This is a genomic window from Paenibacillus sp. URB8-2, from assembly GCF_013393385.1.
Taxonomy (GTDB): Bacteria; Bacillota; Bacilli; order Paenibacillales; family Paenibacillaceae; genus Paenibacillus_AQ.
On record NZ_AP023239.1, the window covers coordinates 2,239,515 to 2,257,586 of the forward strand.

Consider the following 18,072-nt stretch of genomic DNA (forward strand, 5'->3'; position numbering starts at 1 on the left):
CGTTATTCTTGATAAAACACTCTATAACAGCCTTGTATCAGCGATATTGAAAATTATACTAGTCGAAACTTAGAAAAAATATCTTGAAACCGTTACCAAAAGATGATACAGTATATCCATAATCACTTCAGACGATTGGTAAGCGGGATTTGGTCTAAGAAATTGGTAACGTTACCAATGATTCTGCGGGGATTGTACCATTAAAGTTAATTACATTTATGGAGGGGTTTCTTTTGAAAAAGACATTGGCTTTATTCCTCGTTCTTTTAATGGCTGTTTCCTTGGCGGCATGCGGCGGTTCCAATGAATCGGGTTCATCGTCTGGCAGTCCGGAAGCGGGCTCCAAAGACGGGAAAGTCAGCATCATCATTACGAACGGAAAAGGCGAGATTGCGACCCAGTGGGAGCAGGCGGCCAAAGATTTTATGGCGGCCAATCCGGATATCGAGGTAGAAGCCATCTCGGGAGCCGTGGGCGAAACGGTCAATCTGCTGGATAAGCTCACCGCATCCGGTAAAACGGTAACGGTCGCGATGATGGCCCCCGATGCGATCGTGAACAAATACAAGGACTTCGGCATAGATCTTTCCGGTGAGAAATGGAATGCGGATACGGTCTACGGCGTTAAAGACGCGAGCGGCAAAGTCGCCGGTTTCCCGTTCTCCATTGAAGGGTTCGGACTGGTATACAACAAAAGTGTCGTGGAAAAAGCGGCAGGAGGCGCGTTCGATCCTTATTCCATCAATACCCGCGACAAATTGAAAGCGCTATTTGACAAAATTCAGGCTTCGGGCGTGAAGTATCCGGTCGCTTACCAAACGGAGAACTGGTCGGTTGCCAACCATTACAGCACGCAGTTCCTGAATCAGGCTGAGGACCCAAGCGCGATTGTAGAGCAGCTGAAAGCCGGCACCTTCGATCTGGCGAGCAACCCCGTATGGAACGGCTACTATGATACGATGGATCTGCTGGCATCCCCGGAATACAACAAATACGGCGAACGTCCTCTGGGCAAATATTATGACGATGCGCATGTTAGCGTAGGCAAAGGCGAGTCAGCGATTTTGTTTAACGGGAACTGGGCATTCGATTCCCTGAAGGCGGTTTCAGGAGAATCCTTCGGATTTATTCCGGTTCCGGTTGATAACAATCCCGACAATCCGCTTAACAACAAAATCGCTGCCGGTCCGACTAATATCCTGGTTATTAACAAAGCGGCGACGCCCGCTGAGCAGGATGCGGCGAAGAAGTTCCTGAACTGGATTGTATACGATCAGAAAGGGCAGGATTTCCTGGTCAATCAAGCTCAAATTGTTTCCGCTTTCAAGAACAACCCGAATAAAGTGACCAACCCGCTCGGGGCCGCGATCGCGGAAGCCGTGCAAGCAGGAAAAACGCTGCCGTTCAGCTCCAACTATGTAAAGGTTGAGGATTGGGGCAACATCCTTGCGCCGGATATTCAAAAATATATTGCGAAGAAGGAATCCCGCACCGATCTTGCCAAAGTAATTGAAAATTATTTCAAAACCCAGAAATAAGACAACTGACGGAACCAAGCGAGTGTTGGCAATAAATCTGGAAAAGGCGGGGTGTTCCCCGTTCTTTTCCACAACTTTAAGCTTTAGGGGTGAAATCTATGATAACGGAAAAAAGCCGGCTGAAGTCGCTGGGCAACCAGTTGTTTTTTACCGGTCCAACGATCATTTTCTTTGCCTTGGCGGTACTGATTCCTTTCGCCTATGGCCTATACCTTACGCTGACGGATATGACTTCTCCTATTAATCCAATCAAGTTCTCAGGCTTCGGCAACTATAAAACAGCATTTATGGATACCGCATTCTGGGAATCCATGTGGCTGACGGTAGAGTTCGTTGTCGCGACGGTCCTGATCATTAATATCCTGGGCTTTATTCTGGCTTTCCTGGTCACCTCCGGAGTAAGGATGCAAAATTTCTTTCGGACGTCGCTGTTTACTCCCAATCTGATCGGCGGATTGATTCTCGGCTATATCTGGCAGTTTATTTTCGTTCAGACGCTTCCGTCCATTGGCGACAAGCTCGGAATCGAGTGGCTGCGGCTGGGCTGGCTGGGAGACGAGCATCTGGCTTTCTGGTCCATCGTTATTGTGACGATCTGGCAATCGGCGGGATATATGATGATTATTTTCGTCGCCGGATTAATCAATGTGCCGAAAGATGTGATGGAGGCGTCCACCATTGACGGGGCGAACGCTTGGCAGCGCTTGAGAAATGTTACTTTGCCGCTGATGGTTCCATCCTTTGTCGTGACGGTTTTTTTAACCTTGAAAAATGCCTTTATGGTTTATGATGTGAACTACTCCCTGACCGCAGGCGGGCCATACGGCAGTACGACAATGGTATCCATGCATGTCGTTCAAAAAGCCTTTACGGAAAATATCTACGGCGTCGGTCAAGCCGAAGCGATCATGCTGTTCGTCATTGTGGCGGTCATTACGGGACTGCAAGTCTACTTTAGTAAGAAAATGGAGGTTGCTGCCTAATGGAAGCCAGAAAAAAAGCCGCCTCATTCCTGACTTATCTATTGCTGGCCGTATCCTTTGTCCTGTTTGTCTTTCCGTTCTTCCTTATGCTTGTCAACTCCTTCAAGAACAACGGGGAAATACTCGAAAGCCCGTTTTCTCTGCCGCACAGCCTGGATTTCGGGCGTTTTGCCGAAGTCATTGATAAAATGAATTTCTTTGTCTCGTTCAGAAATACGGTCGTCATTACTTTTCTAAGTGTTCTGTTCATCGGCATTTTCGCGGCAATGACCGCTTATTACATGGTAAGACGTCCGACCAAATTCAATAACGGTCTCTTTGCCCTGATGGTCGCTTCGATGATAATTCCTTTTCAATCCATCATGATTCCGCTGATCTATATTTACGGAGCCAAGCTTCACTGGATCGATGCCGCGCCGATTCCGCTGCTGGTCATCTTGTATATTGGATTCGGGAGCGCGCTCTCCATCTTCATGTATCACGGATTTGTAAAATCGATTCCGTATGAGCTGGAAGAAGCTTCATTGCTGGACGGATGCACACGGCCGCAGACTTTTTTCAAGATTGTGCTGCCCATGCTGGCTCCGACCTCCGTCACGATTGCTATTCTGAATGTGCTGTGGATCTGGAACGACTACCTGCTGCCGTCTTTAGTGCTAACGAAAGAGCAGGATTTCACCATGCCGATCAAAATGAAAGTCTTCAACGGTACGTATATGAACAACTGGGAGCTACTGATTCCCGCGCTGCTGCTGACCATTCTGCCTGTTCTTGTCGCCTATCTGTTCGGACAGCGCTATATTATCCGGGGCGTCAGCCAGGGAGCAATTAAGTAAAGCACAGATAAAAATATGTGAGACCTGGAGGAAGTGTGGAGCTATGGAGAATAGAGACCGCAACTGGTGGAAGGAAAGTGTCGTTTATCAAATTTATCCCCGAAGCTTTCAGGATTCGGGTGGAGACGGAATAGGGGATCTGCGCGGTATCATCAACCGGCTCGGATACCTCAGCGATTTGGGCATTGACGTCATTTGGGTATGCCCGGTTTACGACTCGCCGAACGACGATAACGGGTACGACATTCGGGATTTCTATAAAATGCAGGCCGAATATGGAACAATGGAAGATATGCTGGAACTGATAGCCAAAGCGGAAGCCCGCGGTATCCGCATTATTATGGACCTGGTGGCGAACCACACCTCGGATGAACATGCCTGGTTCGTAGAATCCCGCAGCTCCAAAGACAATCCGAAACGCGACTGGTATATATGGAAGCCGGGTTCGGGCGGAGAAGAGCCGACCAATTGGGAGTCGAATTTCGGGGGTTCCGCCTGGGAGTATGACGAGACCACGCAGGAATATTATCTGCACTGTTTTTCCAGAAAGCAGCCGGACCTGAACTGGGAGAATCCCGAAGTTCGCCGGAATATTTTCTCCATGATGGAATGGTGGATCGACAAAGGAATTGCTGGTTTTCGCATCGACGCGATCACCTTTATTAAGAAGAATCAGCAATTTCCGCAGCTGAAGACGGAAGATAGCCGCCGCTATGCTCCTCTTGCCGAGGCAAGCCTGAATCAACCCGGCATCTTGGATTTTCTGCACGAAATGAAACGGGAGGTGCTTGAACCGCGCAATGTGATGAGCGTCGCGGAGGCTCCGGGAGTTCCGATTGAGCAGATTCATGATTATGTGGACGAGCAGAGCGGCGTTTTTAATATGATTTTTCAGTTTGATCATGTGGATCTGGACGTCAAGCCGATGGCCAGAGGAATCTATCATCCCTGGAAGCTGACTGACTTCAAGCATGCCCTGTCCAAATGGCAGAGGGAAACGGCCAATAAGGGATGGATGGCGCTGTTCATGGAGAATCATGACCACGTCCGTTCAGTTTCGAAATTCGGCTGCGATGGGCCATTCCGCGAGGAATCGGCCAAAATGCTGGCCGCCTACTATTTTCTGATGCGGGGAACTCCTTTTATCTATCAAGGGCAGGAGATTGGCATGACCAATCATTACTTTGCTTCGATAGAGGAGTACAGGGATATTGAAAGCATCAATTTTCACTCTTACGAAACGGTCCTTGGCAGACCCGAGGCCGACATTATGGAACATCTGGCGAAAAGAAGCCGGGACCAGGGGCGCATGCCGATGCAGTGGAGTCCGGAGCCGATGGCCGGATTTACGACGGGGGAGCCGTGGCTGCCTATGAATCCAAATTATTCGTCGATCAATGTGGAGCAGTCGCTGCGTGATGACAATTCGATTCTGCATTTCTACCGGAAGCTGATCAGGCTGCGCCGCGAGAATAAAGCGCTGATTTACGGCGGCTATCGGGAGATTTATACGGATTCCGAGGAGCTTGCCGGATATGTTCGGGCCTTGGGTAACGAGGAGTGGACGGTACTATGCAATTTTACGGACCGGAGCATTACATTAGCCGAACCGGTTGCAGGCTCAATTATACTGTCCAATCTGAAAGAGCATAACAACGGCATACTGAAGCCATATGAAACTTTGATATGTAAGGCGGAATGAATCTCTTAGCGGTAGTTACTCTTTTTATACGGATTCGGCTATAATATTTCTTAGTACGACCGTAAAAAGAGTGTATGGAGGCTCATTCATGAATTCGAAGAACAGCGTAATTACAAAATTAAATCTGAATAAATACCCTTCTAAATTGATCCTGAATAAACCGGAAGATATTGATGATTTTAATGAATTGGACTTTGATTCCGCCTTCATAAGAGAGCAATACGATTTGATTTTTATCTTTGTTCTTAATCTCGAGCAATTGGGCCGCCACTTGCAGAACGTCATCGAAAACCAAGCCTTGTATGACAACGGATATTTGTACTTCGCTTATCCCAAGAAAAATAATCCGAAGTACAAAGAGTTCATTGAGCGGGACAGCATCATGGCTCATCTCCCTGTTGACGAGGATGGGTATGTACAGAACAGCCGTTTGAAATTTTCAAGGATGGTCAGTCTGGATGAGGTATTCACCGTTGTCGGCCTGAAATCGCAAGCGCCCAAAACGAAGAAAGCCGCGAGCGCCAAGAGCAGCCAATGCGTTGACGATTATATCGATAACATTTCGGATATCAAGCAATATTTGGAGAGCGATGAAGAAGTATTGGCCGTTTTCAATCAATTAACCTTCGGCTACCAGAAGGACTGGGCCCGTTATGTGTACAGCGCGAAAAGAAGCGAGACGCAGGAGAAACGATTGGGCGAGATGAAAGATATTTTGGCTCAGGGTTATAAGTCAATCGATCTGTATAGAAGAAGAGGGCAATAATGCCGAGCCTATTCAAAATTAAAATATTGACAATTGGCCGGCGCATAACTAATATGTGAAATATCATAAATCCCGAGTGGAATAGTTGATATTATTTCGCTGACCAGACTGCTGGAGGCTTGATTACCCAATCAGGCCTCCTTTTTTGCGTTTCGGTTCGGAAAATCAAGAATATGACAAGGAGTGTATGAGAATGAGTGAAGAAGCAAGAAACCAGATTGTGAAATATTTGAACGATACCCGTTTTGTTGTTTTGGCGACGGTCAACAACGATCAATCGCCTGTTTTGAGAAGTTTGGGTTCCTTTGTCGCCGACGGGTACACGATTTATTTCTCAACTCATAAGAACAGCAAGAAGGTGGAGCAGATTCAGGAGAATCCGAAGATCGTCCTCTTCTTCCAGCATGAGAATCAGGAACTATCAAGCTTTGTTAATATTTCCGTACACGGGACAGCCGAGGCGATTGCCGATCAGGCTGAGATCGACCGGGCGATTCAGCAGCTGGGCAGCCGCAATCCGCGGTTTAAAGAAAGAGCGGAGAAAGGCCTGCTGCAGGATACGGTATTCTATAAGGTGAATGCCCGGGAACTGAAGGTGCTGGATTTCTCCAAGGGAAGCGGAGCGGGCGCCGTCGAAGTCATCGCAGTATAATCGATATTAATGAAACGGAGGCCAGTATATGGCGAAGCAGAAAACAGGTGAATCCCCGTTAAGAATTGGCGTACTCAGTGCGCTTGTATCGGAAATCGAACCGCTGCTCGGCTGGGTGCAGCACGTTCGCCGCATACCTACGCCGGTCGGGCTGCTCTATCAAGCCTCGTATGGAGAACATGAGCTGTTCCTGGGCGTGGCAGGCACGCAGAAGACGAATACGGCGGCTGCGCTTCAGGCTCTTATCACCGGCTACAGCCCAGATGTTCTGTTCTTTACCGGCGTCGCCGGGTCGCTTGACCCGGAGCTTTCGTTAAACGACGTAGTGCTGGCTTCGTCGGTCGTGCATCACGACGCGGGAGTTCTGTACGGAAGCCCGCTGGCGTTTCATCCGTTTGGCCCGAGAATCGTGGACGAAGCTTCGGAGCATGCGGCTCTATGGGGCAGGGTCAACCGCTTCGACAGCGACAGACGGCTGCTGCGGGCGGCCCGTCAAGCGGCGATAAAGCTTACGTCATCGGCACCTGACCGTAAATTCAAAGAGGGAGTCATCGCGACGGGGGATCAGGTCGTCTTCTCATCCGAGAAGCGGCAGCAGATCAGGGACCAGTTCGAAGCCCTGGCCGTCGAGACGGAAGGGGCGGCTTTCGCTCAGGTCGCTTGGACAAATAAGGTGCCGTTCCTTGTGGTCCGTTCCATTTCCGACGACGCCCATGAACAGTCGTTAAGCCCCGAAAAGCTGGAGCGCATTGTGTCCGCCATAGCCATTCATACACCCGAGGAAGAGGCTGGAAATGAACTGGCACGCACGATAAATACGGTGGCTGAAAGCGCAGCGGCGCTTGTCCTTGCTACAATTGATGAACTGCCGGATCATTTGCTGTTAAACGGTCTTGCCGACTCAGCCGATTCTGAAGCTGTTTAGTCAGCGGCGGTCATGAGCGGTGGGCAGTCAGGCCTCTCGAACGCTATGAACGCCGCCGGCATTGAGGTTCGGACGCAGTGCATCTGGGTCAAGAACGCGGCCACCTTTGGCTGGGAGTCGACCTATTCGGCGGCAGCGGCTCAACGCTTATGACTTGTGACCAGATCGGTCGTGTTTGCCGGACCATGGAGCTCGATCCGGTTTTCTGCGACGCTTTCAAGAAGCGGTATAAGGAAGCTACAGGCATTGAGCCGGTATTACTTCATCGTGATGATAGCGCAGCATAAAGATTAGGCATCTAGGTTAATGTATAAAACAGGAAAAAGTTGTATGATTGTTTCTCTTTATTTTCCTTATTTACATCGTTATCATTAGTTTGACCCAAACGATGAAGGAGGAGCAGATGTTAACCAGAATGCCTGTTCATAAAAGAAAAGCCTTGTATTTATTTGGATTTCTTCTCATTTCGGATATCGTGTTGTACTTATTACAAAGGCTTGGATATTATCTCATGCCGTATCTTAGCCCACCTGGATTCTATATTCTTCTTTATCATGTAATTCTTATTGTTGTTATTCTGCTTTTGCTAAAAAAAGTGATTCTCACTGCGGTTACAAGTCCATTTTTGTTGATTATATTAGGTATGGGTCTTTTTCTTTTTTCATTCATGGAATGGAAATACGCATACCTACAATCTCCAGGGCATAAAGAAACACTGGTTGTAAAATATAGGGTAGCCACCTTAGGAGAAAGCACTTATTCCTATGAATTTTATCAACAAACACTTTGGCTTACTGATGAGAAAACTTGAGGGGCAGGAGTATGGAGATATGATCAGAGAATATAAAACACCTGAAGAGGTTCTAGGACTGGACTATCCAAAGTGGATTAACGAAAAGGAGCTTATTTTTAGTACATTAGCGGGAGAGAAGAAAATAATAATGAAATAAATAAAGCCGCCTAACTATCTGGGCGGTTTTTGCAGAGCAGCAGCTCATAGATCAGGTGGACACGGACCTGATTATTCAGGCGAACGAGTCCATTTATCTCCTGACTATCCCGCCTCACACATGAAATAGAAGATTGTAATAGTTTCACACGTATAAATGGCTTATTCGAGCGGAGGGCAGGGGGCAGAAATTTTTTTCTTCAAATTCTTTACCGATCGTTCTCAATATGCTAAGATGGTTTTGCAAGGAGGCTGGGGTGAAGAAATATGGCTAGAAGCAAAGAGTTTGACGTGGATACGGTGTTACTGAAAGCGATGCGGTTGTTCTGGAGTCAAGGCTATGAGAAGACTTCGATGAAAGACCTCGTGGAGACGATGGGCGTTCATAAACGAAGCATGTATGATACGTTTGGAGACAAACATGCTTTGTTTATGCAAGCAATGGAGCGGTACCATGAGACGGTGGGAGCTACCGTCAAAGCCCGCATTCAAGATGCGGCTTGCCCGAAGCAGGCGATCCGGGCCATTTTCGACATGACAATTCACGCGGGGGATGTCCGGCCCGAAGGATGTATGATCGTCAATACGGCGTGCGAGTTGTCCTTGCTCGACCCGGAAGCAGCCGCCAAGGTCAACAATTATTTTGCCAAGACTGAAGAACTGCTGCGCGAGCTGATTGAGCAAGGTCAGGCCGCAGGAGAAATTTCCAAAAAGCGCGACGCGGCGCAGCTTTCTCAATATCTGTTCAATGCGTTGACGGGTTTGAGAGTTTTGGTAAAGACAACAAAAGACAAACAGAAGCTGGAAAATATTATCGAGATGACGCTGGCTGTATTGAATTAATTTTTTTTTTGATTATTTGAGAATGATCATTCTCAAATAAAAGGGAATTTAACTTTGTCCACCTGGTAGCCTAGCAACCTGAGAAATGAGGAGATATTTTTATGGAAGCCATATCTGATATAGAGATACTCAAAACAAGAGAAAAATCGTTTAATGAGAAATTGATCGTCCCCTTCTGGAGCTTGGCGGCGATGTTCGTGGTCATGAATACGACGATGTTTAACGTGGCTCTCCCCAGAGTAGCCCATGAATTTTCGTTAACTCCAACGGTGGCATCATGGATTGTAACCGCCTATTCCATCGTTTTTGGGATAGCAACCATTACTTACAGCCGCCTGTCCGATTTTTTGCCGATTCGTAAAATGGTTCTGTTCGGCGCCTTTTTATTGGTCCTGTCCTCATTGCTCGGCTTTTTCGCCCATTCCTTTATTCTATTAATGACCGCCCGGATTTTTCAGGCGATAGGGGCTGCGGCTTTCCCCGGGCTGGGCTATGTATTGTTTTCCCGGTATATCCCGCAAGAACGTAGAGGCAGCGCCATGTCCTTCATTGCTTCAGGCACTTCGCTTGGGTTCGGATTGGGACCGGTGATCGGGGGCGCCTTGACCCAGTATCTCGGATGGAATTTCCTCTTTGTTATGACAGCCGCCGTTTTGTTTATCACTCCGATTTTTAACAGACACGTGCCTATGGAAGAGAAAAAATCCGTCCATTTTGATATCGTCGGAAGCGTCCTGGTGGCGGCTTCGATTACGGGTTTGTTACTGTTTGTTACGACTTTCGCTCTTTGGCCGCTTCTCGTTAGCCTAGTTACTATGGGGCTGTTGTGGTGGCATATCAATCGAATCCGTTCGCCGTTTATCCATCCGGAGCTGCTTCGCCAGAAAGGGTTCACACAGCTGCTTTCGATCAGCTTCACCGCGTATTTCATCAATTTCGCCACGCTGTTCGCTATGCCAATCATCCTGGCTCAAATCTTTCACCGGAGTCCGATGGAAATCGGCTTGATTATCTTCCCGGGTGCGATGGTTACTGCGTTTGCTTCAAGAAAAATAGGGAAAATCATCGACCGGTTTGGAAATGGCATCGTCTCCAGGTGGGGGGCAGGGTTTCTATTGCTTTCCGTCGTCCTGTTTGCAACTGTGGCTAGTGTTTCGATCTACGGAGTTCTCATCAGTTACTTTTTTATGAGTCTTGGATTTTCCAGTTTGACAGCAAGCAATTCCAATGAAATATCACAGTATCTATCGACAGAACACATGGGAGCAGGTATGGGCATGAATCAACTGGGCGGCTTCTTCGGAGGTGCGTTCGGGGTAGGCATTACGGGGATGCTGATTGTTTTACAAAAAGGAATAGGGACGGCAAGTGTGTTTCAACACATTTATCTTGGCCTTTGCGTGCTGCCCCTTATTTCCCTGTACTTGCTCCACAAATATGCACAACGAGATCGCGGGTTAATCACATCAAAATCATAAACATGCTGGAGCATCTGAAAGAAATCGTAGATGCGGTCCGTGGGGTAGGCATTCAGGTGTTTTTTGTGCCGCATCAGCCAAAGCCCAACCCTTTGCCAAAGGCACCTGGGGCGGCGAGTTTCATCCCGATTTCCAGCCGCAGGATGGCGACATTATCATCAAGGAGCATTGGTCTCAAAGCGGATTTGCAAACACGGACCTCGATCACCAGTTGAAAATGCACGGCATCAGCAAAATCATAATTATTGGAATGCTCGCGAATACGTGCATTGAATCGACCGCAAGGTTCAGGATGGAGCTCGGCTACCACGTCACCCTTGTCAAGGATGCGACAGCGGCCTTTAGCCGGGAGGCGATGCATGCGGCGCATGACATCAACGGCCCGACCTTCGCCCATGAGATCCTTACGACGGATGAACTCATTGGCGTCTTGACTTCACGGTAAGCAATGGACGGGAACTCTTCCGGCATTGCAGAAGAAATCTGACATTGACCTCGCCGCTTCCGGCTGTATTGGCGTTCAGTTTGAGGCGGAAGGCATTCCTTTTGAGCATCGTTTTAACCTGCAAGGGCGAGAGACAAGGCTTACGCTGGAGAAGTTGTGCGGCCGCTCCGGAGACGATGGGCGTAGACATGCTGGTGCCGGAGAGCGAAAAGTATTTTTTGCCGACCCGCAGGGAAGGATCCTCGCGGTCCAGCGTAGAACGAGGGGCCCGCAGCGAGATGATCGACTCTCCCGGCGCGACCAGATCCGGCTTGTTTCCGCCGCCCCGTACCGGCCCGCGGCTGGAGAACCAGGTTATGCGGTCGTCCGCTTGCGGGAGAGTGCGGCGGTCGTCAACCGCTCCGACCGTAATGGCCGAAGGGCTGTTCCCGGGGGATTCAATCGTCCCGTACCCCGGACCGCCGTTTCCCGCCGCGATAACAACGCTGAGCCCGGCCTTGACCGCTTGTTCCACGGCCTGGCACATGGGATCGTCCGAACAGGGGGAATTGACCGGACCGCCGAAGGACATAGAAAGAATACGCAGTTTCAGCCGTTTCCGGTTAGCGATGCACCACTCTATTCCTTTAATAATCGTGGAATCGAATCCGCTGCCGTCCCGATCCAATACTTTGACTCCCACTATGCCCGCTTCCGGCGCGGGACCCTTGTATTTCCCCTTGCTCGACCAGCCGTTTCCAGCCGCATCCCCGGCGGTGTGAGTCCCGTGGCCGTTATCGTCGTACGGGCTTCGCCTATGATTGACGAAGTCCTTAAAGGCTATTATCCGGTTTGCGGGCCGGGTCAGGTCCGGATGTGGGTAGACTCCGGTGTCCAGCACGGCGATATTTATCCCTTTTCCGGTAAGCCCCTTTTTTCTTTGAACAGCAGTGGAACCGATGGAAGGCGTCGCTATATTGAGCGACGTTTTTTTGATTCCGTCCAGATATATTTTCTTAACTCCGCCGCAGCCGCACATCCGCTTCAGGCAGTCTACCGAAATCCTGGATGATACCGAATGAAGCAGCGGAAGCCGGTGAAGGACCGGCAAGGCATGCGAACCTGCATGCCGTTTCAGGGAATGGAGCCGGGCCGGGGTTATTTTGTGTTTCAGTTGAATAATGACCGGAATGGCGGCTGTCTTGGCGCCGCCGGATTTAGACAACTGTTGAATTTTTTGCCTCAAAGGCCGATGAAGCTTCGCGGCATGCTGCTGCGGCCAAATCTGTCCGTTCATAGTTCATGCTCACCTCGCAGTGCATTGTATGCACCATTCCGTCTATGGGTGCCAATCTATGAAACTTGGAGGTTGGCACAAGTTAAATAAAACCCTCGGCTGCTCCAGCTAGAAGACGTAGGGTCAGACAAACACTCGAGCAAGGTGTTCGAGAGTGGGGAAGGTTAGTGGTGGATAGGCGGGCTGCGGAAATTCCTGCGTTTATACATCTTTTTCATTGCCCCCTGTCCCTCCCAAACCCAGTTTCTGCAAAAGTGCAGGAAATCTATTCCTATTCTTCCATTTGGCAGCGCGTAGGCTCTAAAAGATGCACAATTGCGCTTTTTCTTCTTCCTGCACAAATTTCACCGGATAAACCTGCAGATTTGCAGGAAGATGCCCAGCCACCGTACTCCGGACACAGACTGAATAGAAGGAATTAATTAGTTAGTGGAAGGCGGTGAAGGGGGGAGTGAGTTGGCGGTTGGTTAGTTGGTTAGTGGGGGCGGTGGATAGGTGTGGAAGGTTAGTTGGTGGGTTGCGCATTAAACAAGCTGCCCGCGCAGCGTCACCCGATGACCGTTTGCCCGGAGTGAATTTCCGGGTCCGCGGCGTAAATGTATTGCAGCATAAGACGATCAAACACGGCGTCCCAATCTCGGGATTTTGCCGTTTCAAGCGCTCTCGCTCCCAGAATCGTCCGATTATGCGGATTGAGCATTTTAATGATCGCCCTGGTTAATTCCGACACGCTGCCGTACTTGCATACTAGAGCATTTTGATGGTCCTCCGTGAAATCGGTCACTCCACCGGAATCGGTGCAGATGACCGGAAGCCCGCTCGCCATGGCCTCAAGCAGTACATTCCCAAACGTCTCGGTGCCGGAAGGAAAGATGAAGACATCTGCGCTCGCATAAATTGCGGCCAGTTCATCGCCCCGGCGGTTCCCCGTAAAAATGGCGTTCGGTATCTTTTGGGCGATCAGCTCCGGCAAATAAGGCCCTTCTCCGGTGAAGACCCATTTTACTTGCTTCTCGTAACGTTGATTAACAACCGCGATGCTGTCGGCCAGCGTCCGCAGCCCTTTCTCCACCGCGATGCGGCCTACATACAGAAATACGATTTCTTCCGATACGCCCATCTCCTCCCTAAGTTTAGGGGAGTAATGCCCGGGATGAAATCGCTCAAGATCAATTCCCCGGGGCCAAAGGTCCAAATTTTGAATGCCGCGCCGTGTCAATTCCTGCATCGTACTTCGGGAAGGGGCGAGGTTGACCAGCGCGAAGCTGTGGAACCAGCGCATGTACGTCCACAAGGCTTTGCTTAAATATGGCATATGGTAAAATTGAAGGTACTTGTCGAAGCTTGTGTGGTACGACATGACGATCGGTATATTTAGCGCTTTCGCGGCCCGCAAGCCGCTCCAGCCGATGCCGAGCTCCGTAACAATATGGACCACATCGGGCTTGAAGTGAGAGAGCTGTTCGAGGATCTTGGGATAAGGAGGGAAAGAAAGGCGGCAATCCGGGTAGATATGAGGTGTAAATCCTTTGAACCGTACGACAGGGACTCCGCTCGCTTCAGGCTCATCGGTCTCATAATCGGGGGCGAAGAACATATGTTCAATCCCGCTGCGGGTCAAATATTGGCTCAAATACATCAACGTATTGGACACACCATTGATTTGCGGGTAAAACGAATCCGTGAAGAAGGCTATCCTCAACCTAATCAAATCCTTTGCCGTTGAATTGAACCACTTTTGTTTAACTATATTATTCATATGCAAATCCCAAACTGCCGAAAGGTAAAATAGCCATTAAATTTAAATTTTAGGGTGGTCGATTAGAATGCTGGAAAATAAAAAGATAATTATTACAGGCGCGGCTTCCGGGATCGGAAAAGAGATCGTAAAGTTAAGCTTGCGCGAAGGCGCTTCGGTGATAGCCTGCGATATAAACGGCCGGTTGCTGGAAGAGCTGAAGCAGTCAACGGATGCTTGCTATGAACTGCACACCTATCAAGTGGATGTAAGCGATTATAAGCAAGTTTGCGATTTTTTTGCCTATGTTGAAAGGGAACACCCGGATTCGGACAACCTGGTTAATAATGCGGGGATTTACTTGGCAAAAAGCATTCTGGATTATCAAGAGAACGAGATCGACAAGGTCATGGATATTAACATCAAGGGAGCCGTCTATTTCTCGCAGCTGTTCGGACGGCGAATGCTTCGCAATCAGCAAACGGGAACGATCGTCAATATGTCATCCGTATCCGGTTTGGAGGGAAGCTCGGATGCGATTTACGGATTGACCAAAGCAGCCTTGCTGGGGTTAACCAAAAGCTGCGCCATGAATTTTTCCCCATACATACGTGTTAATGCTGTCGCGCCCACAATGGTCGACACCTCGATGATGGAGACCATTCCCGAATGGAGAAAGAAGGAGTATCTCAGTCACCAATTGATCCAGACCCCGGTATTGCCTGAGGATGTGGCTGAAACGGTCGTGTTTTTGTTATCCGATAAATCCAAGCACTATACGGGAGCAACCTTTGACATTAACAACGGCGGTTATTTAAGATAATTCGCCGGGGCCGCTTGACTTCGAGTAAACTCTAAGAAATATAATACGGGCATCAATAATCCAATTTGGAGGAGAGATGCCTAATGTTAAACTCAAGAGTAATCGTTGCCGAGTACGGCGGGCCGGAAGTTCTGAAAGTGGTTCAGGAACCCCTGAGGATGCCTCAAAAAGACGAGATTCGCGTTAAAGTTCAAAGTGCCGGTGTTGCGCTGGCGGATATCATGAGAAGAGAGGGGAAGTTTCTCAATCCGCCAACACCGCCGTTTACGCCGGGTTACGATGCGGTTGGCATTGTTGATGAGCTGGGAGAGGATGTGCGGCAATTTAGCAAAGGGGACAAAGTGGCCGTCTTTTATAACGGAACGGGCGGCTATGCGGCTTATGTGTATGCAAAGCAAGACGAACTGGTGGCCGTTCCCCCGCAGGTCGATTCATCACTCGCCGTTGCCGCAATATTAAACTATGTGACCGCCTATCAAATGCTTCACCGGATCGCCAAGGTATCGGAGGGGGAGAGCATTCTTATTCATGGCGCAAGCGGCGGAGCCGGCACCGCCCTTCTTGAACTGGGCAGATTGGCGAAGCTGAAGATGTACGGCACGGCTTCGCTTGCGAAGCACTCCACCGTTTCCGGGTACGGCGCCATACCGATCGATTACGGGAATGAAGATTTCGTCGATTTTCTTCAGCTTCATGCCCCCGAAGGAATGGACGCCGTGTTTGATGCGATCGGAGGCGAGAACTACGTGCGCTCGCTGCGGACTTTAAGCCGGAACGGCCGGTTCGTCAGCTACGGCTACACTTCGGTTCTGAATGAGGAAGACTCCGGAAATTAGCCGAAGGAATGGGGCCATCTGGCGGCAAGCCAAACATCGGAGCAAGGTCACCCTATCCTTCTATACAGCATCACGCTTCTGAAGAAAGAACGGCCGGACTGGTTCCAAGAAGACGCAAAAGCCGTCCTGTCTCTGTTGGCGGAAGGAAAAATAAATCCGCTGGTATCGCATCGCATTCCGCTTCAAGAAGCCGCCCGGGCGCAGGAACTCCTTGAACAGTCTTTGGCCGTTGGCAAAGTGGTGCTGATTAACTGAGCATTTTGTAAATGCTGAATTAACAAAGGAAATGAGGGCGGCCCGCATGTACTCGATCAGCGAAGTATCCAAATTAACGGGGATCACGGCTTTTACCCTCCGGTTCTATGAAAAAATAGGCGTACTGCCGAACCCCTCCCGGAAGGATGGGAAGGAGAACGGACGCCGGCGATACGACGATCAGGACATCCGGTTTATCCGCTTCATCCATGGATTAAAGCAAACGGGAATGAAATTCGGCTATGCTGAATGACCGTTCGTTTTTTTCAGAAGTATGAACCCTATGGCGTGTTTACGGAGGATGAATCGAGAGAAGAAGCGCTGAGGCGTTCATCGGATTCTGCTTTTTGGGCCGTGTGTCTTACGGCTGAACTTCCGTAGAGAAGGCCACTCCCTGCAGACGGTCTATTTTAAATGCGACAAGGATGGAAAACCGCTTTGGCATGATACTTTTTAATATGCTCGGCTTGGAAGCGAATGGTGTGAATAAACAAGTAATAGACCGCAGCCATCGGCAAGGCGGTCTATTGACGGAGCGGCATCGGCATGCCGCGAAATGAGGTTCTCTTGTCAATTGGCGAGCGAGAAGTGGAATATATCTTCGAGAATAATGGAGGCGGCTGCCAATAAGTTCGCCTCTTCGCCCAATGTTGACGGGCAAATTTTAAGGTCGCGCAAAATCGGAAGAGCGTAAGACGATACATACTTTTCAACATTTTCCAGCAACCGGGGGTTGTTCGAGCCGATCTGCCCGCCCAGGATCAAAATTTCCGGATTGAACAAATTGATGAGATTGACCAGGCCAAGACCCAAATATCCGGATATCTCATCGGTTATATCGATCGCGAGTGAATCCTGCATCTTCACGGCCTGATTGAACATCTCGGGTGTGACGCGGGCAATGTCGCCCTCCGCCAAGTCCATGATGGCCGTCTTTCTGCCGCGCGTCGCAGAGGCGATAATCCGTGAATAAACCGCGGGCCAGCTGATATAGTTCTCCAGACAGCCCGAGCTTCCGCATTCGCAGCGGACACCGTTGCGGTCAACGATGATATGCCCAAGCTCTCCGGCCCCGCCGTTGCTGCCTCTAAGCAGAATGTCGTGAAAAAAAATCCCCGCCCCCACACCGTCCGAGATCGAGACGTAGATCAAATTTTGGACCTTCCCGTATGGACCGAATTTCTTTTGGGCAAGCACTGTGGCGTTCAGGTCGTTTTCCAGCCATGTTTTAATATTGAAACGGCTTTCAACAATGGCTTTCAGATTGATATGCTCCAGCCGGAGCTTGGAGTTAAAGTATACAATGCCTAAATCCTTGTCGATAACGCCGGGAACAATAATCGAGATTCCGAGGCATTTCCCGGTACTGGGGCAGTTCTCCAAAAAAACTTCAAGCTCTGAAATGATTGCAGCAATAAGCTCCTCCCCGTATAACGCTCGAATCGGTCTTGATTGTTTACGGCTGATCTTTGCCTCCAGGTCCATCTGGGCAATATCGATGGAAGAATTGGAAACGGAAACCCCGATCAGATAAAGGCGGTCGGAAGCCAGCTTCAACATAATCGGTTTTCTTCCTCCGTTGGAAACCCCCTCGCCCATTTCGCACACATAACCGTCCCGTATTAGCTCCTGAATGGCGGAAGCCACCGTTGTTGCGCTGATGCCGTAGTGCTTCGCAATTTCGCTTCGGGAGACGGGGCCTTTATCCCGGATCACATTTAAAATAATCGATCGGTTCAGTTCCTGTACCAGTTTCAGATCTCCAGTTCTTATCTTGTTCACTTCGTTCAACCTCGCTTTAGGAACAATATAAAATCTACTTTATCACGGCTGCTTTATTCGTCCAACAAGAAGAAGCGCCTGACGGCATCCTTGAAGGACGCAAGTACGTTTCTCGTAGAAATATAAGACCATTTATAAGCGTGAAACTTATTAGTTCTTATATTTTGAAAAAAGTATCTAGTCTTAACTACGAGAACTTAATACACCTAATAGAATAAGATTGGAGGTGAGGTGCAATAAATCTA

General features: G+C 49.2%; 15 protein-coding genes and 2 pseudogenes. 14 read left to right on the forward strand and 3 right to left on the reverse strand.

Going from position 1 to position 18,072, the window contains the following annotated elements:
- The first annotated feature begins 233 nt into the window (after nucleotides 1-233).
- The 11 genes and pseudogenes from PUR_RS10205 to PUR_RS26525 form a co-directional block, all read left to right on the forward strand.
- Entirely contained in the window at nucleotides 234-1,538 is a 1,305-nt protein-coding gene (locus tag PUR_RS10205) for an ABC transporter substrate-binding protein (RefSeq protein ID WP_179035148.1), read from the forward strand.
- Nucleotides 1,539-1,636: 98 nt separating this feature from the next.
- Nucleotides 1,637-2,521, forward strand: coding sequence for a carbohydrate ABC transporter permease (locus PUR_RS10210; RefSeq protein ID WP_179035149.1), 885 nt, complete (start codon nucleotides 1,637-1,639; stop codon nucleotides 2,519-2,521).
- Nucleotides 2,521-3,357, forward strand: a complete 837-nt coding sequence (locus PUR_RS10215) for a carbohydrate ABC transporter permease (RefSeq protein WP_179035150.1) — start codon at nucleotides 2,521-2,523, stop codon at nucleotides 3,355-3,357. Before PUR_RS10210 ends, PUR_RS10215 begins: the two co-directional genes overlap by 1 nt.
- A gap of 43 nt (nucleotides 3,358-3,400) precedes the next feature.
- Entirely contained in the window at nucleotides 3,401-5,059 is a 1,659-nt protein-coding gene (locus PUR_RS10220) for an alpha-glucosidase (protein ID WP_179035151.1), read from the forward strand.
- Nucleotides 5,060-5,147: 88 nt separating this feature from the next.
- On the forward strand, nucleotides 5,148-5,825 hold the full coding sequence (locus PUR_RS10225) for a YdeI/OmpD-associated family protein (protein WP_179035152.1): 678 nt from the start codon (nucleotides 5,148-5,150) through the stop codon (nucleotides 5,823-5,825).
- Nucleotides 5,826-6,018: 193 nt separating this feature from the next.
- Nucleotides 6,019-6,477 (forward strand): pyridoxamine 5'-phosphate oxidase family protein, encoded by a 459-nt coding sequence (locus PUR_RS10230; RefSeq protein ID WP_179035153.1) that lies wholly within the window; start codon nucleotides 6,019-6,021, stop codon nucleotides 6,475-6,477.
- A gap of 28 nt (nucleotides 6,478-6,505) precedes the next feature.
- A complete protein-coding gene (mtnN, locus tag PUR_RS10235) occupies nucleotides 6,506-7,402 on the forward strand; it encodes a 5'-methylthioadenosine/S-adenosylhomocysteine nucleosidase (RefSeq protein WP_179035154.1) in 897 nt (298 codons plus the stop codon).
- Between the two features lie 403 nt (nucleotides 7,403-7,805).
- The gene (locus PUR_RS10245; RefSeq protein ID WP_179035155.1) at nucleotides 7,806-8,213 is read left to right on the forward strand and encodes a hypothetical protein; all 408 of its coding nucleotides are present in this window, start codon (nucleotides 7,806-7,808) and stop codon (nucleotides 8,211-8,213) included.
- Nucleotides 8,214-8,618: 405 nt separating this feature from the next.
- Entirely contained in the window at nucleotides 8,619-9,194 is a 576-nt protein-coding gene (locus PUR_RS10250) for a TetR/AcrR family transcriptional regulator (RefSeq protein ID WP_179035156.1), read from the forward strand.
- A gap of 101 nt (nucleotides 9,195-9,295) precedes the next feature.
- Nucleotides 9,296-10,672: an MFS transporter gene (locus PUR_RS10255; RefSeq protein WP_179035157.1), complete on the forward strand. Its 1,377-nt coding sequence runs from the start codon at nucleotides 9,296-9,298 to the stop codon at nucleotides 10,670-10,672.
- Between the two features lie 133 nt (nucleotides 10,673-10,805).
- Nucleotides 10,806-11,117 (forward strand): annotated as a pseudogene (locus PUR_RS26525) (isochorismatase family cysteine hydrolase); the annotation flags it as partial.
- Here PUR_RS26525 and PUR_RS10265 read toward each other — a convergent pair.
- Nucleotides 11,092-12,393, reverse strand: a complete 1,302-nt coding sequence (locus PUR_RS10265; RefSeq protein WP_179035158.1) for a S8 family peptidase — start codon at nucleotides 12,391-12,393, stop codon at nucleotides 11,092-11,094. The pseudogene PUR_RS26525 and the gene PUR_RS10265 sit on opposite strands and share 26 nt — an antisense overlap.
- Before the next feature lie 547 nt (nucleotides 12,394-12,940).
- Nucleotides 12,941-14,095 (reverse strand): glycosyltransferase family 4 protein, encoded by a 1,155-nt coding sequence (locus PUR_RS10270; RefSeq protein WP_179035159.1) that lies wholly within the window; start codon nucleotides 14,093-14,095, stop codon nucleotides 12,941-12,943.
- A 124-nt stretch (nucleotides 14,096-14,219) separates the two neighbouring features.
- Here PUR_RS10270 and PUR_RS10275 point away from each other — a divergent pair, with 124 nt between their 5' ends.
- The 3 genes and pseudogenes from PUR_RS10275 (at nucleotide 14,220) to PUR_RS10285 (ending at nucleotide 16,298) form a co-directional block, all read left to right on the forward strand.
- Nucleotides 14,220-14,954 carry an SDR family NAD(P)-dependent oxidoreductase gene (locus PUR_RS10275; RefSeq protein WP_179035160.1) on the forward strand — a complete coding sequence of 245 codons (735 nt, stop codon included), beginning with the start codon at nucleotides 14,220-14,222 and terminating at the stop codon, nucleotides 14,952-14,954.
- A gap of 158 nt (nucleotides 14,955-15,112) precedes the next feature.
- Nucleotides 15,113-16,045, forward strand: a pseudogene (locus PUR_RS10280) (medium chain dehydrogenase/reductase family protein).
- A 46-nt stretch (nucleotides 16,046-16,091) separates the two neighbouring features.
- Nucleotides 16,092-16,298 carry a MerR family transcriptional regulator gene (locus PUR_RS10285; protein WP_179035161.1) on the forward strand — a complete coding sequence of 69 codons (207 nt, stop codon included), beginning with the start codon at nucleotides 16,092-16,094 and terminating at the stop codon, nucleotides 16,296-16,298.
- Between the two features lie 317 nt (nucleotides 16,299-16,615).
- Here the strand turns inward: PUR_RS10285 and PUR_RS10290 are convergent, their stop codons facing one another.
- Nucleotides 16,616-17,827 carry an ROK family transcriptional regulator gene (locus PUR_RS10290; protein WP_232101800.1) on the reverse strand — a complete coding sequence of 404 codons (1,212 nt, stop codon included), beginning with the start codon at nucleotides 17,825-17,827 and terminating at the stop codon, nucleotides 16,616-16,618.
- Between the last annotated feature and the right edge of the window lie 245 nt (nucleotides 17,828-18,072).